We start from the raw sequence: 15,642 nt of genomic DNA, 5'->3' as shown, positions 1-15,642 counted from the left end.
GCCGCCCATGCCCTGGCGGCCGCCCAGCATCTGCATGTTTTCAGCAATGATGTCGGTGGCGTAGCGCTCGATGCCGTCCTTGTCGGTGTACTTGCGGGTCTGCAGGCGGCCTTCCACGTAGACCGACGAACCCTTTTTCAGGTACTGGCCGACGATTTCGGCGAGGCGGCCGAAGAACGAGATGCGGTGCCACTCGGTCAGCTCTTTCTGCTCGCCGGTGTTCTTGTCCTTCGATTTGTAGGACGTGGCCACCGCGATGTTGGCGATGGCGTCGCCGCTCGGCATGTAGCGGATTTCCGGATCGCGGCCGAGATTGCCGACGATGATGACCTTGTTAACTGATGCCATTTTGTAAAGCTCCTTTGGATGATCCCTGACTCTGCATGAAGACTAAGCGTGAGGGAAACTGTTGATATTGCGTCCGCTATTATGCTGGTCAGTTGCCTCATAAAGCAACTGGTTCCGCACTGACCGGACACCCGGGTCGCAGCACCCGATCAGACCTCGTAGATGGGGCCAAAGTGCCCATTTTGGAAGAGATATGCATCAATAGGACCACCGAAAATTTTTTCTGTTTTCTGGTGAGTCTGCCATTGAATTGCCCCGCTCCCGGACCACATACGACACGCGCACGTTATACCGGAACGGCAGATCTTGACAGGTCGTCATATCATGCTGTTAAGCCTCGCAGACTTTTTCGAGGGTCGGCATACCACTGTAAATAAAAACAGGTAAACTAGTGTGCTTTCCCGTTCGGCCCGCTCACCTGTGCCATTCGTGCGCCGGCCCCGCAACCATTCGAAAGCCTTCAAACAACAATGGAAGAAATCCGTATCCGCGGCGCCCGCACGCACAATCTCAAGAACATCAACCTCGACCTGCCGCGCAACAAGCTGATCGTGATCACCGGCCTGTCGGGTTCCGGTAAGTCGTCGCTCGCCTTCGACACGCTGTATGCCGAAGGCCAGCGCCGCTACGTCGAATCGCTGTCGGCCTATGCGCGCCAGTTCCTGCAGCTGATGGAAAAGCCGGACGTCGACATGATCGAGGGCCTGTCGCCCGCCATCTCCATCGAGCAGAAGGCGACGTCGCACAACCCGCGCTCGACCGTCGGCACCGTCACCGAGATCCACGACTACCTGCGCCTGCTGTACGCGCGCGTCGGCACGCCCTACTGCCCGGATCACCCGGAAGAGCCGCTGGCCGCGCAGACCGTGTCGCAGATGGTCGATGCCGTGCTGGGCATGCCGGAAGGGACCAAGCTGATGATCCTGGCGCCCGTCGTGGCGAACCGCAAGGGCGAGCACGGCGACCTGTTCGAAGCGATGCAGGCGCAGGGCTTCGTCCGCTTCCGCATCCAGAGCGGCACGCACGCAGCCAAGATCTACGACGTGGACGACCTGCCGAAACTCAAGAAGACGGAAAAGCACACGATCGACGTCGTCATCGACCGCATCAAGGTGAATGCCGAGATCAAGCAGCGCCTGGCCGAAAGCTTCGAGACCGCGCTGCGCATCGCGGACGGCCGCGCCGTCGCGTACGAGATGGACACGGAGAAGGAGCACATCTACTCGAACAAGTTCGCGTGCAACGTCTGCGGCTATTCGCTGCAGGAGCTGGAGCCGCGCCTGTTCTCCTTCAATAACCCGATGGGCGCCTGCCAGGAATGCGATGGCCTGGGCCATATCGAGTTCTTCGATCCGAAGCGCATCGTCGCGTTCCCGAACCTGTCGCTGGCGTCCGGCGCCGTGAAGGGCTGGGATCGCCGCAACCAGTTCTACTACCAGATGCTGACGAGCCTCGCGTCGCACTACGGCTTCGACCTCGACAAGCCGTTCGAGCAGCTGCCGAAGTCCGCGCAGGACGTCGTGCTGTTCGGCTCCGGCAAGACGTCGGTGCCGTTCGCGTACGTGAACGAGCGTGGCCGCACGGTGATGCGCGAGCACACGTTCGAAGGCGTCGTCAACAACCTGCAGCGCCGCTACCGCGAGACGGATTCGATGGCGGTGAAGGAAGAGCTGGCGAAGTTCATCAACGAGAAGGAGTGCCCGTCGTGCGGCGGCGCGCGCCTGCGCACGGAAGCGCGCTACGTCAAGATCGGCAATGGCAAGCAGCAGCGCGCCATCTATGAAGTCGCGAAGACGCCGCTGCGCGACTGCCTGACCTACTTCGACGACCTGAAACTGACGGGCGCGAAGAAGGACATCGCCGAGCGCGTGATCAAGGAAATCGTCGCGCGCCTGAAATTCCTGAACGACGTCGGCCTCGATTACCTGTCGCTGGACCGCAGCGCCGACACCCTGTCGGGCGGCGAAGCGCAGCGCATCCGCCTCGCGTCGCAGATCGGTTCCGGCCTGACGGGCGTGATGTACGTGCTCGACGAGCCGTCGATCGGCCTGCACCAGCGCGACAACGACCGCCTGATCGCCACGCTGAAGCACCTGCGCGACATCGGCAACAGCGTGCTCGTGGTGGAACACGACGAAGATGCGATCCGCACGGCGGACTACATCGTCGACATGGGTCCGGGCGCGGGGGTGCACGGCGGCGCCGTGATCGCCGAAGGCTCGCTCAAGGACATCATGAAGAGCAAGGAGTCGCTGACGGCGGCTTACCTGTCGGGCAAGAAGAAGATCCACGTGCCGAAGAAGCGCACGCAGGCCGACCCGGACCGCCAGCTCGTCATCACGGGCGCGACCGGCAACAACCTGAAAAACGTGTCGCTGGAGCTGCCGGTAGGCCTGCTGACGTGCGTGACGGGCGTGTCGGGTTCCGGCAAGTCGACGCTCGTGAACGATACGCTGTACCCGGCCCTGTCGCGCCACCTGTACGGTTCGCAGACGGAACCGGCGCCGCACGAGGCGATCCACGGCCTGGAACACTTCGACAAGGTGATCTCGGTCGACCAGGCGCCGATCGGCCGCACGCCGCGTTCGAACCCGGCCACGTACACGGGCGTGTTCACGCCGATCCGCGACCTGTTCGCGACGGTGCCGACCGCGAAGGAACGCGGTTATTCCGCGGGCCGCTTCTCGTTCAACGTGAAGGGCGGCCGCTGCGAGGCGTGCCAGGGCGATGGCGTGATCAAGGTCGAGATGCACTTCCTGCCGGACGTGTACGTGCCTTGCGACGTCTGCCACGGCAAGCGCTACAACCGCGAGACGCTGGAAGTCCAGTACAAGGGCAAGAACATCACCGAAGTGCTGGACATGACGGTCGAGGATGCGCACGAGTTCTTCAAGCCGGTGCCGGTCATCGCTCGCAAGCTGCACACGCTGCTGGACGTGGGTCTCGGCTACATCAAGCTGGGCCAGAGCGCGACCACCTTGTCGGGCGGCGAGGCGCAGCGCGTGAAACTGTCGCTGGAACTGTCCAAGCGCGATACCGGCCGCACGCTGTACATCCTCGACGAGCCGACGACCGGACTGCACTTCGCCGACATCGACCTGCTGCTGAAGGTGATCCACCGCCTGCGCGACCAGGGCAACACGCTCGTCATCATCGAGCACAACCTGGACGTCGTCAAGACGGCGGACTGGATCGTCGACCTGGGTCCGGAAGGCGGCGCGGGCGGCGGCACGATCGTCGCGCACGGCACGCCGGAAGACGTGGCCGACAATCCGGACAGCGTGACCGGCAAATACTTGAAACCGCTGCTCAAGTAACCCACGTCGTCCCCGCGCAGGCGGGAACGACAGTCTTGCTACTCCACCGTATAAAACGGCTGGTGCACCCGCACCGGCCGCACGTCCATCCGGATCCGGTAGATCGAATACGCATCCTCGCGGTTGGTCACGTATTCCGCGGTGTCCGGCACGCGCGTGAACGTGAACTCGAAGCCGCGGTCCGGCGACTGGCTGTCCGGCCCTTCGAACGCCACGCCGACGGCCCGCTGCAGATCGCTGTCCACCAGTTTCTCGAGCAGGTCCGCGACCGCCGTGTTGCCGAGGATGTCCGTATAAAAGATCGGCGCGCGGTGCTCGACGTACTGCCGGTCCACGGGCTCCTTGCCCGGTCCCGGCGTGTACGTCCGCGTGGCCAGGTTGAACCGGTCGCCGCTGTCCAGGTAGCTGATGCGTGCATTGGCGAGATTGAATCCCGGCTTCGATTTGTCCGTCGTGGCCCCGGCCAGATCGAGCACGAGCGCGCCGCGGTAGCCGATCACCGTCACGTCGCGCGACGGTCCCACGACGGCCGCCGTGTTCTCGTCGATGCCCAGTCCCAGCGTATAACCCTTGGCCAGCATCGCGGGCAGCATGCGGCCGAAGCGCCCGCGCGCGAGCAGGTGCTGGTCGACGAAGACGTCGTCGCCGACGAAGCCGAGGCCCGGCGCCACGTCCTTGCCGTCCGCCACGCCGTTCTTCAGCACGGGCATCACTTCCAGCGGCGGGTCGTAGAACATGGTGCTGCTCATGATGGCCGCACCGGCGCTCGTGCCCGCGACGACGCCGCCGCGCCGGTACAGCGCCCACAACGCGTCCAGCACGGCCGTGTTGCTGCCGTCCGCACGCCGCAGCGAACCCGTGATGCGGGCTTGATCTCCGCCCGTGAAGAACGCGCCGCCGGCCTTGCGGATCGCGTCGGCCAGCGCTGGATCGTCCGCGGCCTTGCGCACGTCCGTCCCGGCCAGCATGGGCGCGACCGGGACGACGAACGCGCGCGCGCCGTAGCGGTTCAGCGCGTCCACCGTGAGCTGGGCTTCCTTCGCGGGCGTCTGCGCGTCAACAACGCCGAGGTGTGGGAGAAGATCGTCGCGCTGGCGGGCGGGAAGGGCGCGCGCATCGCCGTGCTCCCGACGGCCGCGCAGACGCCCGCGAAGGAAGCCCAGCTCACGGTGGACGCGCTGAACCGCTACGGCGCGCGCCCTTCCCGCCCGCCAGCGCGACGATCTTCTCCCACACCTCGGCGTTGTTGACGCGCAGGCCGCCGCCGATGATGACCAGCGATCCTTTCGGCGGCCCGGCGTCGGCCGCCATCACCGCGCCGGCGCATACCGCCAGCGCCAGCGCGACACCCAGTTTCTTCAGCATGTCAGCGGAACGAGTAGTTCACGCTCACGAACGCGCTGCGGCCGCGCGGGTCCGTGTAGCTCGGGTCGTACCCGGCCAGGAAGAACCAGGCCTGGTTCGAGAACGGCGGATCCGCGTTGAACATGTTCAGGACGCCCGCGCGCACCTTGAGCTGCTTGCTGATCGTCCAGCTGCCCGTCAAGTCCCACAGCGAGTAGTACTTCACGTGGTTCGGCGCCAGCAGCGTGTCCGTGTACGGGTCGTAGGTCGTGTTCTGGTCCGTGTAGCCCATCGAGTACTGGTTCGCCAGCGTGAGCGTGACCGGGCCGTTGTCCCACTCGAAGTTCACGCGGTGGCGCCACTTCTGGATCGCCTGGTCGTTCAGGAACACGCCCAGGTTCGTGCGGAACGGTTCCTGCGGACCGAACTGGCGGTCGTAATGCAGGATCAGCGTGCCGGACAGGTTCACGCCGAAGCGGCCCCACGGTCCGCGCTCGGAACGCCAGTCGCCGGCGATGTCGAAGCCCGACGTCCTGAGCTTGCCCTGGTTTTCCTTCATCAGCAGGATGTTGGAGATGAAGCCGTCCTCGTCGCGCTGGATGTACTTGCCGTTGTACGCTGCCGGGTTTTCGATGATGACCTGTTCGCCCAGGGTGCTGATCACGTCGCGCTTCTCGATGTTCCAGTAGTCGATCGAGAGACTCGTGCGTTTAACAGGTTCGAACACGACGCCCAGCGAGAACTCGCGCGATTTTTCCGGCTTCAGGTCCGGATTCGAGCGGCGTTCCACGTTCCACTGGTCGGTACACGTGTCGATGCTGCCTTCCTGCTTCACGCACTGCGGGTCGGTCAGGATGCCGGCCGTCGTGCCGAAGATCGTCGGGCGCTTCAAGTCCGACAGCGACGGCGCGCGGAAGCCCGTGCCCGCGGACGCGCGCACCAGCAGCGACTGCATCGGCTGCCAGCGCAGGCCGATCTTCGGATTGGTCGTGTTGCCCACTTCGCTGTAGTGGTCGTAGCGCACCGCGAACTGCATCTCGAGTTCCTTGGTGAACGGCGCGACCACCTCGGTGAACACGGAGGCCACTTTTCTCGTGTTGTCCGCCGTCTCGACGTCGGCCAGCTCGCCGGCCGGAATGGTGCTGTCGCGGTCCCCCTGGATGTTATTCGAGCGCAGCAGGTCCGACGGCCTGAACGTCTGGTGTTCGTGGCGCAGTTCGCCGCCGACAGCCAGCGCCAGGTCGCCGCCGGCCAGCGTCGTCAGGGAGCGCGACATCTTGCCGTCGAGGGAAGTCGACACGCCCTTCGCATTGCGTGCTTCGTCGTTGACCCGGATCTTGTTGATGAGGTCCCGGCCGGCCTGCGACGACGGCCCGAACGGGTTGATCGCGCCCGAACGCACGCCGGCCTCGAACTGGTCGTACAGGAAGTAGCCGTCGACGTACTTGTCGATGGCCTTGTTCTCGGCGCGGCCCAGCGCCACGTCGTAGTCCCAGCCGCCCAGGGTGCCCGTGGCACCCAGCAGCAGGCGCTGGCCGGTACTCGTCACGTCGTTGGTGCGGTTGCCCGCTTCCGCCATTCGGTAGCGGATCCGGTTGACCGTGGCGGGCAGGCCGGGCGCCGACAGTGCGTTGCGGTATGCCTCCGGCAGGATGCTGACGGGCAGGTTGCGCAGGGTCGACACCGGGTTCGGCGACAGCACGTATTTGGTCTTGGCCTGCGTCTGCACCAGCTCCGCGAACAGCTGGTTGTCCGGATCGAGCTGGAAGGTCGCGCGGCCGATGAAGCCGATCTTGCGCGAGTCCGGATAGATCTCCGTGTCTTCCATGTAGTCGTAGCTGCAGCCGGCCACGCCGCCCGGCCCCTTCTCGGCATACACGGTGGCGGGCGGATTGCACTTCGGCGCGCTCGGGTTGACGCGGCTCGCACGGCTGCCGGCCGGCAGCAGGCCCGCGCCGATCAACGCGGCACGCTGCGCGGCCGAGATGTCGATATTCGCCGGGAAGGTGTTGCTGGACATCTGCGCCGGCAGCGTCGTCGCGAGCGGATGCTCGGAAATGAAGCGGCGCTGGCCCGAACGCAGGCGGTCGAGCTGCTGGATGTCGAGCACGCCGAACACGTTGAAGCGGTCGGTGGTCAAATCGCCCGTGCCGCCGCTGAGGCTCAGCGTCTTCTTGCCCGCCCCGCCCTGCTGCGTGCCCGCGGCCGACGCGGCCAGGTCGATGCCCGTGTAGTCCTTGCGCGTGATGAAGTTGATCACACCGCCGATGGCATCGGTCCCGTAGATCGCCGATGCGCCATCCTTCAGCACCTCGACGCGCTGGATCGCGCCGGCCGGGATGTTATTGAGATCGACGCCCGAGTTGTCGCCGGGCGACGCGAAGTTGGCGAGACGGCGGCCGTTCAGCAGGATCAGCGTCGACGACACGCCGAGGCCGCGCAGGTTGGCACCGTTCAGGCCGCGCTGGCCGGACGTGCCGTCCGTGATGCTCGGGCCGTCCGTCACCGGCGCCGTGTTCGCGCTGATGTTCTTGACCAGTTCCGCGGCCGTGGTCGCGCCCATCTTCTCGATGTCCTCGCGCGAGATCAGCTGCACGGGCAGCGCGGTCTCGGTGTCGATGCGCTTGATCGACGAGCCGGTGATCTCCACGCGGTGCATCTTCGGTTCGTCCGCCTGCGTCTGCGTTTGCGCGGTGGCGTGCTGCGACGTCAAGACGGCGACGGCCGCCGCCAGTATGGTCGGTTGCAGGGCTCTCGAAATGTGCTTGGTCATGCGGTGCTCTCCCTCTTGGTGTCTTGTGGTGACTCAGGTTTTTTTGACGAGCTTGCGAATCTGGTGTTCACCGTAGAGATACGCGGCGATCGCCTCGGTGTGACGGGCCGCCTTGGCCACGTTGGCCTTGTTGGACGTCATCAGCGACACGGCCAGCGCCTCGATGACGGCCAGCGCGGCGCTCGAACTGCTGGGCAGCACCGGGTGCGTGCTGTGCGCGTACAGCACGTGATGCCCCAGTTCGGCGAGCGGCGACGCCGGCGAATCGGTGATGGAGACGATGGTCGCGCCGGCATCGCGCGCGAACCGGGTCAGCGACGCGGCGTCCAGCGTGTAACGCGGCAGCGAGATCACGACCAGCACGTCCTTGTCGGTGATGGTCGCGAGGTGACTGGCCGCGACTTCCGTGCCGCCGCTCGCCGCCGCCTCGACGACGTGGCGGCAGAACGGCTGCAAGTGCATCGCGAGCGCGCCCGCGAGGAACGACGACAGGCCGAACCCCAGCACGTACACGGTGCGCGCCTTCGTGAGCACGGCGCCGACGCGGTCGATCTGCGTGCCGGACAGCGCGCGGCTCGTGGCCGTGATGGCCGCTTCCGCATAACCGAGGCTTTCCAGCGCCGGCGACGCTTTCGCGGCGCGGCGCGCGATCGTGCTGCGCAGCTTTTCGACGGGCTGCAACACCGATTGCAGCGTCTCCGCCACCGCGCCGCGCATCGCCGCGTAATTCCTGAAACCGAGGTCGCGCGCAAAGCGGCTGATGGTCGCCGTCGACACGGCGCACGCGTCGGCCAGTTCCTCGATGCCGAGCGCCGTCACGCGCACCTGGTTGCGCAGCACGTAATCCGCGATCGCGCGGTTCGACGCCGAGCCTTCCGCCAGCACCCGCAGCAGCGACTGGCCGAGCGAAGATTCGGCGAAACCGATGTCGGGCGAAGCGCTGGACGGGACGGCAGAAGTCATGTGACCGGATGTCAATGAGTTAATGTTTTTTAATGTAAAACAGTTACAGCGCTCAACTCAACAACATTTTGAAAATAATCTTTCATCGATTTACGTTGTGTAAAAATTCATACATAATCGGCCGCAGACCGACGCCAGGAGACACGTCCGCATGCATACGAAGACCCATCCGATCGCGACCGAACCGGGCGTCGCCAGCTACCAGCTCACGTCGTACCACTACGGCCGCGCGGGCAGCGGTAGCAAGGTCTATATCCAGGCGTCGCTGCACGCGGACGAGGTGCCCGCGATGCTCGTCGCGCACGTCCTGCGGCGCGAACTGGAGCAACTCGATGCGGCGGGCCGCATCCATGGTGAGGTGATCCTCGTACCGGCCGCGAATCCGATCGGGCTGTCGCAGATCGTGCACGGCGCGCCGTTCGGGCGCTTCGACCTGGGCACAGGTACCAATTTCAACCGCGCCTTCCGCCACGTCGCCGGCGAATTGAAAGACACGCTGGCCGGCCGGCTCGGGCCGGATGCGGCCGCGAACGTGGCCGCGATCCGCGCCGAGGCACGCGCCGCCGTCGAACGGTGGGAACCGACGGATGCAACGCAGGTATTGAAAAAAACGCTGCTGGAGATGGCGATCGACGCCGACATCGTGCTCGATCTGCATTGCGACAACGAGGCGCTGCTGCATGTCTATACCGGTCCCGCGCTGGCGGACCGCGTGGCACCGCTGGCGACGCTGCTCGGCGCGCGCGCCTACCTGCTGTCCGCCGGTTCGGGTGGCGAGCCGTTCGACGAGGCGTGCAGCCGGCTGTGGTGGGACCTGGCCGCGCACTTCGGACCGTCGATCCCGATTCCGCCCGCCTGCGCCGCCGTCACGGTCGAACTGCGCGGCGAGATGGACGTGCGCTACGATTACGCGGAGCAGGATGCGCACGCGCTGCTGCAGTTCCTCGCGCGCGAAGGCATCGTCGACATCCCGCACGACGCCCTGCCCGCGCCGCGGTGCGCGGCGTCGCCGCTGGAAGCCGTGGAGCCCCTGCATGCGCCGCAGACGGGCGTGCTCGTGTTCCTGAAGGCGCTGGGCGACGAAGTAAAGGCCGGCGACGCCGTCGCCGACATCGTCAACCCGGTCACCGGCGCCACGGCGACCGTGCATGTGAGCCGCAACGGCCTGCTGTTCGCGAGCACCGCACACCGCCACCTGCTGCGCGGGATGCACATCTGTAAGATCGCGGGGACGACGCCCTTCCGTTCGGGTTCACTTTTAAGCCAATAACATGCGCCTGCGAATCCCCAATACCTTCGTGCTGCTGTTCGCGATCCTCGCACTGATCGCGCTCGCGACGTGGTTCATCCCCGGCGGCAAGTACGACACGCACCTCGTGAACGGCAAGCAGCTCATCGACCCGGCCTCGTTCCACTATGTCGAGAGCGCGCCCCAAGGCCTCGTTGCGCTGATGAAGGCGCCCATCAAGGGCTTCGTGGAGGCGGCGCAGATCATCGGCTTCGTGCTGGTCGTCGGCGGCGCGTTCGCCGTCGTGCAGAAGACCGACGCGATCGACACGGGCATCCGCTCGATCGCCCGCATGCACGAGCACTCGGCGCTCGTGCGCGCCGCGCTGATTCCCGTCTTCGTCACCCTGTTCTCGCTGGGCGGCGCCACGTTCGGCATGAACGAGGAGGCGATCCCGTTCGTGCTGATCTTCGTGCCGCTGGCGCTGGCGCTCGGCTACGACACCATCACCGGCGTGTCGATCCCCTTCCTCGGTTCGCAGGCCGGCTTCGGCGCCGCCTTCCTCAATCCGTTCAACGTCGGCATCGCGCAGGGCATCGCGGGCGTGCCCGTGTTTTCGGGGATCGGGTATCGCCTGATCGTGTGGGTGGCGACGACGTCCGTCACGATCCTGTTCCTGATGTGGTACGCGGCGCGCGTGAAGCAGAACCCGACATTGAGCCCGACCTACGTGCTGGACCAGTCGCGGCGCCAGGAACAGCCGGCGCACATTGGCCTCGACCGCATGACGGGCCGGCACAAGGCGGTGCTGGCGATCTTCGCGCTGTCGCTGGCGGCGATGGTGATCGGCGTGGTGAAATTCGACTGGTACATCGACGAGATCGCGGCGCTGTTCTTATCCATGGCGATCGTCGTGGGCATCGTCGGGCGGCTGGGACCCGACAACTGGGTGGCGGCCTTCATGCAGGGCGCGAAAGACCTGGCACCGACGGCGCTCGTGATCGCGATCGCGCGCGGCACGATGATCCTCGCGCGCGACGCCCACATCATCGACACGATGCTGCACGGGCTGATGCCGCTCGTGCAGTCGAGCCATCCCGTGTTCGCGGCGCAGAAGATGTACCTGATCCAGTCGGTGATCAACTTCTTCATCCACTCGGGCACGGGCCAGGCCGCGCTGACGATGCCGATCATGGCGCCGCTCGCGGACCTGGTGGGCGTGACGCGCCAGACCGCGATCCTCGCTTTTCAGCTCGGAGAATTGTCGACGCCGATGATCCCGACGTCCGGCATCACGGTCGGCGTGCTCGCGCTCGCGCGCGTGCCGTGGATCACGTGGGCCAGGTGGATGATCCCGCTGCAGCTGATCTACCTCGTGCTGGCCCTCGTGCTGCTCATACCCCCCTGCCTGATGCAGTGGGGCTGAGCCGCGCATTACCTGGTCAGGTTACTTCGCGATCTTCACCAGCACCACGTCGTTCGCGCGCATCGGCACCTGCACGTTCGCGGTGCCGTTCGCCGCGACCTTCACGGTGCGCGTCTCGGGCTTGTCCACCGTCAGCGCCTGCAGCTTCGCGAGCTGGTCGGCCGCCAGGGTTTTCGGCTTGCCCATCTCGATGTAGGCCGTGTACGCGTCATTGGCCTTGAAGCCCGTGCGGTACACCTGGACGTTATACGTGCCCGGCTTCATGCCCTTCAGCGACAGCGTCAAAGGCGTGGCGTTCTTCGTCGGCTGGACGGCGCCGAAGAACGGGCGGTTGGTCTTCTTGCCCATGTCCGGCGTCTGGAAGTCCCATGCCAGCACCTGCACACCGTTCGCATCCTTCGTCACCCAGCTTTGCTTGTCGGTGGTCTGCACCTGCTGGTCGCCCAGCTCGTTCATGTACTTGTAGGCGAACCAGGCCGGTTTGCGGATGCCCTGCGGGTTCATCAGGCCGAAGCCGCCTTCGAACGGCGCGGTCGGCGGACCCGGTTCTTCGAACAGGTCCGTATAGGTCCAGTAGCTCATGCCCTGCGCGATGCCTTCCGTCGCCTTCAGCTTCGAGAGGATGTAGGCGGCACTGATGTACGAATCGTGCACGAGGTCGCGCGGGTTGTAGCTCGTGCTCCATTCCGTGAAATACAGCGGCAGCTTGGGCAGGTACGACGCTTCGATCTCCTTGCGGACCTTGCGCACGTCGCCGACGATGCCGTCCGGCGACGGCGACAGCTTCTGGTCGCCCTGGCCGTTCTCGTCCAGGAAGCCGCCGTCCACGCCGTACGTGTGCGTGGCGATGAAGTCGACCGCGGCGCCGCTCTTCTGCGTGTGCGCGAGGAATTCCGGCACCCAGGCCGCACCGGCCGTCGCCGGACCGCCCACGCGCAGCGTCGGGTCGATCGCCTTGATGGTCTTCGCGGTCACGTCATACAGGTCGAAGTAGGCCTTCTGGTCGGCCTTTTCCCAGAAACCGTCCAGGTTCGGCTCGTTCCACACTTCGAAGAACCAGGTGCGCACTTCTTCGTTGCCGTAGCGCTGCTGCACGTGGCGCACGAAGGCGTCGACGAGGCCGGCCCACAGTTCCGGTTTCGGGTGCGAGGTATTGCCCTTCCAGTAGAAGATGCTGTTGTCCGACGTCTTCATCGCTTCCGGCGTGAAGCCCAGCTCGACGAACGGCTTGATGCCCATGCCCAGCAGCTTGTCGTACAGGTAGTCGATCTTCGTCCAGTTGTACACGGGCTTGCCGTCGACGACCTTGAACGTGCCCAGCACGTCGTGGAAGATGCCGTGGAAGCGGATGTAGCGGAAGCCCAGCTCATCCTTCGCGATCTTCAACTGGGCCAGGCTGTCGTCGCGGATCAGCGTGCCCGGGTAATCGGAACCCACCGACAGGTCGGCGGCATGGTCGCGCGCGACGGTCGGCGCCTTCGCATCGATGACGATCTGGCGCGCGGCGTCGGCGGCCATGGCCGGCAATGCGAATGGGGTGGTGAAAGCCAGCGCCAGAGCGGCGCGCAGCACAGTGCGGCGTTGTCTCATGTCTATTGTCCTTTTACGTCGAAGCTCGCTTATATCCACAATGTTTGCGCTAACAGTGCGAGTTGACGACAGGATAGTGGATATGCGTGATTTAGTAAAATCAAAAACGAAATGATTTCGCGTAAGGCGATGGGTTTATTTGGTTACGGAGGCGATGCGCGGCGGCAGCACTCGGAACAGTATTTCACCTGGTCCCAGTCGCGCTTCCACTGAGCGCCCGCGTCAAAGTCGGTTAGTTGCAATATTTCCGACTAGTACGACACGATGAGCCAATGAAAAAAGGACAGGCCACCAGACCTGTCCTTTTCCATTTTGTCGCGGCCGCATCGTCGTGTGTGCGGCCGTCGTCTCCTCGCCTGTGTTTCTCCGCGGCAGCCTTACTCGGCCAGGCGCTTCTCCAGCTGCTGCTTGGTCGCGACCAGTTCCTGCGGCAGGCGGTAAGCCAGCTTGTCGAACAGTTCGCTGTGCAGCTTCAGTTCTTCACGCCATGCATCCTTGTCGATCGACGTGATCATGGTGAACTGTTCGGACGTGAACTCGATGCCGGTCCAGTTCAGGTCGCCGTAGGTCGGGGTGGTGCCGAACATGTGCTCGACGCCGCCGGCCTGGCCCTGGCTGCGGTCCAGGATCCACTTCAGCACGCGCATATTGTCGCCGTAGCCCGGCCATACGAACTTGCCGTTGTCATCGGTGCGGAACCAGTTAACGCAGAAGATCTTCGGCAGCGCTTGCGGGTTCTTGTCGGCGACTTTCTGGCCCAGGTTGAGCCAGTGCTGGAAGTAGTCGCTCATGTTGTAGCCGATGAACGGCAGCATGGCGTACGGGTCGCGGCGGACGATGCCCATCTGGCCGGCGGCGGCTGCCGTCGTCTCCGAACCCATCGTGGCGGCCATGTACACGCCTTCCGTCCAGTTGCGGGCTTCCGTCACCAGCGGCACCGTCGTCGAGCGGCGGCCGCCGAAGATGAAGGCCGAGATCGGCACGCCGGCCGGATCGTCCCATGCCGGGTCGATCACCGGGTTCTGCGTGGCGGCCACCGTGAAGCGCGCGTTCGGGTGCGCGGCCTTGGTGCCGGACGCCGGGGTCCAGTCCTTGCCCTGCCAGTCGATCAGGTGCGCCGGGGCTTCCTTGGTCATGCCTTCCCACCACACGTCGCCGTCGTCGGTCAGCGCCACGTTCGTGAAGATGACGTTTTCGCGCAGCGAGGCCATGCAGTTCGGATTGGTCTTTTCGTTCGTGCCCGGGGCGACGCCGAAATAGCCCGCTTCCGGGTTGATGGCGTACAGCTTGCCGTCGGCACCCGGCTTGATCCAGGCGATGTCGTCACCGATGGTCGTGACCTTCCAGCCTTCGAAGCCGGCGGGCGGGATCAGCATCGCGAAGTTCGTCTTGCCGCAGGCCGACGGGAACGCGGCCGCGACGTATTTCTTGTCGCCCTGCGGCGATTCCACGCCCAGGATCAGCATGTGCTCGGCCAGCCAGCCCGGACCGCCCTGCTGCGCGTCCTGGTAACCCATGTTGGAGGCGATGCGCAGCGCGAAGCATTTCTTGCCCAGCAGCGCATTGCCGCCGTAGCCCGAGCCGAACGACCAGATCTCGCGCGTTTCCGGATAGTGCACGATGTACTTGGTCGCGTTGCACGGCCAGCGCACGTCCTGCTGGCCCGCCTGCAGCGGCATGCCGACGGTGTGCACGCACGGCACGAAATCGCCGTCGCTGCCCAGCACGTCGTACACGGCCTTGCCCATGCGGGTCATGATGCGCATGTTGACGGCGACATACGGCGAATCGGACAGTTCCACGCCGATGTGCGCGATCGGCGAGCCCAGCGGGCCCATCGAGAACGGCACGACGTACATCGTGCGGCCCGCCATGCAGCCGTCGAACAGGCCGTTCAGGGTCTGGCGCATCTCGTTCGGGTCGGTCCAGTTATTGGTCGGACCCGCCTGCTCCTTCGTGGCCGAGCAGATGAAGGTGCGGTCTTCGACACGCGCGACGTCGCTCGGGTCGGAGCAGGCCAGGTACGAGTTCGGGCGCTTCTCCGGGTTCAGGCGCTTCATCGTGCCGGCTTCGACCATCTGTGCGCACAGGCGGTCGTACTCTTCTTCGGAGCCGTCGCACCAGTAGATGGCGTCGGGCTTCGTGAGGGCCGCGATCTCGGCCACCCAATTGATGAGTTTATTGTGCTTGATGTAAGCTGGGACGTTCAGTGCGGCGACGCCGCCCATCACGGGCTGGTTCATACATACCTCCAATGCCAATTAAGAATCCCTGGCGATTCCGATGGCCTTGATGCGGCAGAGGCGGCGGCCTGCAATGCGCGCGGCGGTCGGAATCCCGTTAATCTTGTCCCGGCAGGATCGTCGTCAAGGATGGCCTCGTGGGCCCGCACCTGGAAAGCCGTGCGGTTCACGGTTCGGTGCTACGGCGGTCATGTCGCCAGCCCGGGGTCGCGTGTGCGCGGAGGCCGGCGGGCTGGTTGGAACGTGTGCTGCTGGCCGCAAATGATGTCAGTCTGACATCTCTGGCTCTTATTTCTGGTCGATTCTACACCCGTACAAACGCGTTTTAAATGCTTCAATAACAAAAATGTAGGAATTTTGGTTGAGTAATGTAGTAGGCTATTTCCTAACGTTCAAATTCTGTCATTTCA

The 15,642-nt window shown here is 64.8% G+C and carries 11 protein-coding genes; 3 read left to right on the top strand and 8 right to left on the bottom strand.

Features of this window, described 5'->3' with window-relative positions; all coding sequences use genetic code 11:
* On the bottom strand, positions 1 to 348 hold a 348-nt coding region (ssb, locus tag ACEN88_RS00330; RefSeq protein ID WP_413336850.1), incomplete at its 3' end, for a single-stranded DNA-binding protein.
* A 470-nt stretch (positions 349 to 818) separates the two neighbouring features.
* Here ssb and uvrA point away from each other — a divergent pair.
* Complete coding sequence (uvrA, locus tag ACEN88_RS00325; RefSeq protein WP_413336849.1) at positions 819 to 3,665, top strand: excinuclease ABC subunit UvrA; 2,847 nt, start codon at positions 819 to 821, stop codon at positions 3,663 to 3,665.
* A 38-nt stretch (positions 3,666 to 3,703) separates the two neighbouring features.
* Here the strand turns inward: uvrA and ACEN88_RS00320 are convergent, their stop codons facing one another.
* The 4 genes from ACEN88_RS00320 to ACEN88_RS00305 all read right to left on the bottom strand — a co-directional run bounded on the left by ACEN88_RS00320 (position 3,704) and on the right by ACEN88_RS00305 (position 8,745).
* Positions 3,704 to 4,687: a cyanophycinase gene (locus ACEN88_RS00320; RefSeq protein WP_413336848.1), complete on the bottom strand. Its 984-nt coding sequence runs from the start codon at positions 4,685 to 4,687 to the stop codon at positions 3,704 to 3,706.
* Between the two features lie 142 nt (positions 4,688 to 4,829).
* On the bottom strand, positions 4,830 to 5,030 hold the full coding sequence (locus ACEN88_RS00315; protein WP_413336847.1) for a hypothetical protein: 201 nt from the start codon (positions 5,028 to 5,030) through the stop codon (positions 4,830 to 4,832).
* Between the two features lies 1 nt (position 5,031).
* On the bottom strand, positions 5,032 to 7,782 hold the full coding sequence (locus tag ACEN88_RS00310; RefSeq protein WP_413336846.1) for a TonB-dependent receptor: 2,751 nt from the start codon (positions 7,780 to 7,782) through the stop codon (positions 5,032 to 5,034).
* Positions 7,783 to 7,815: 33 nt separating this feature from the next.
* On the bottom strand, positions 7,816 to 8,745 hold the full coding sequence (locus ACEN88_RS00305) for a MurR/RpiR family transcriptional regulator (protein WP_413336845.1): 930 nt from the start codon (positions 8,743 to 8,745) through the stop codon (positions 7,816 to 7,818).
* A gap of 151 nt (positions 8,746 to 8,896) precedes the next feature.
* Here ACEN88_RS00305 and ACEN88_RS00300 point away from each other — a divergent pair, with 151 nt between their 5' ends.
* Positions 8,897 to 10,015 (top strand): succinylglutamate desuccinylase/aspartoacylase family protein, encoded by a 1,119-nt coding sequence (locus ACEN88_RS00300; protein WP_413336844.1) that lies wholly within the window; start codon positions 8,897 to 8,899, stop codon positions 10,013 to 10,015.
* 1 nt (position 10,016) lies between these two features.
* Positions 10,017 to 11,399: a YfcC family protein gene (locus tag ACEN88_RS00295; RefSeq protein ID WP_413336843.1), complete on the top strand. Its 1,383-nt coding sequence runs from the start codon at positions 10,017 to 10,019 to the stop codon at positions 11,397 to 11,399.
* A gap of 21 nt (positions 11,400 to 11,420) precedes the next feature.
* On the opposite strand, the gene ACEN88_RS00290 is transcribed toward ACEN88_RS00295, so the two are convergent.
* The 3 genes from ACEN88_RS00290 to ACEN88_RS00280 form a co-directional block, all read right to left on the bottom strand.
* The gene (locus tag ACEN88_RS00290) at positions 11,421 to 12,989 is read right to left on the bottom strand and encodes a GH39 family glycosyl hydrolase (protein WP_413336842.1); all 1,569 of its coding nucleotides are present in this window, start codon (positions 12,987 to 12,989) and stop codon (positions 11,421 to 11,423) included.
* Positions 12,990 to 13,132: 143 nt separating this feature from the next.
* Complete coding sequence (locus ACEN88_RS00285; protein WP_413336841.1) at positions 13,133 to 13,231, bottom strand: DUF2256 domain-containing protein; 99 nt, start codon at positions 13,229 to 13,231, stop codon at positions 13,133 to 13,135.
* 135 nt (positions 13,232 to 13,366) lie between these two features.
* The gene (locus ACEN88_RS00280; protein WP_413336840.1) at positions 13,367 to 15,232 is read right to left on the bottom strand and encodes a phosphoenolpyruvate carboxykinase (GTP); all 1,866 of its coding nucleotides are present in this window, start codon (positions 15,230 to 15,232) and stop codon (positions 13,367 to 13,369) included.
* Between the last annotated feature and the right edge of the window lie 410 nt (positions 15,233 to 15,642).

The organism is Massilia sp. CT11-108 (assembly GCF_047302915.1).
Lineage (GTDB): Bacteria > Pseudomonadota > Gammaproteobacteria > Burkholderiales > Burkholderiaceae_D > Telluria > Telluria orientalis.
Note: the sequence above shows the minus strand (reverse complement) of the source record. Positions and strands in the feature narration are given on the sequence as shown.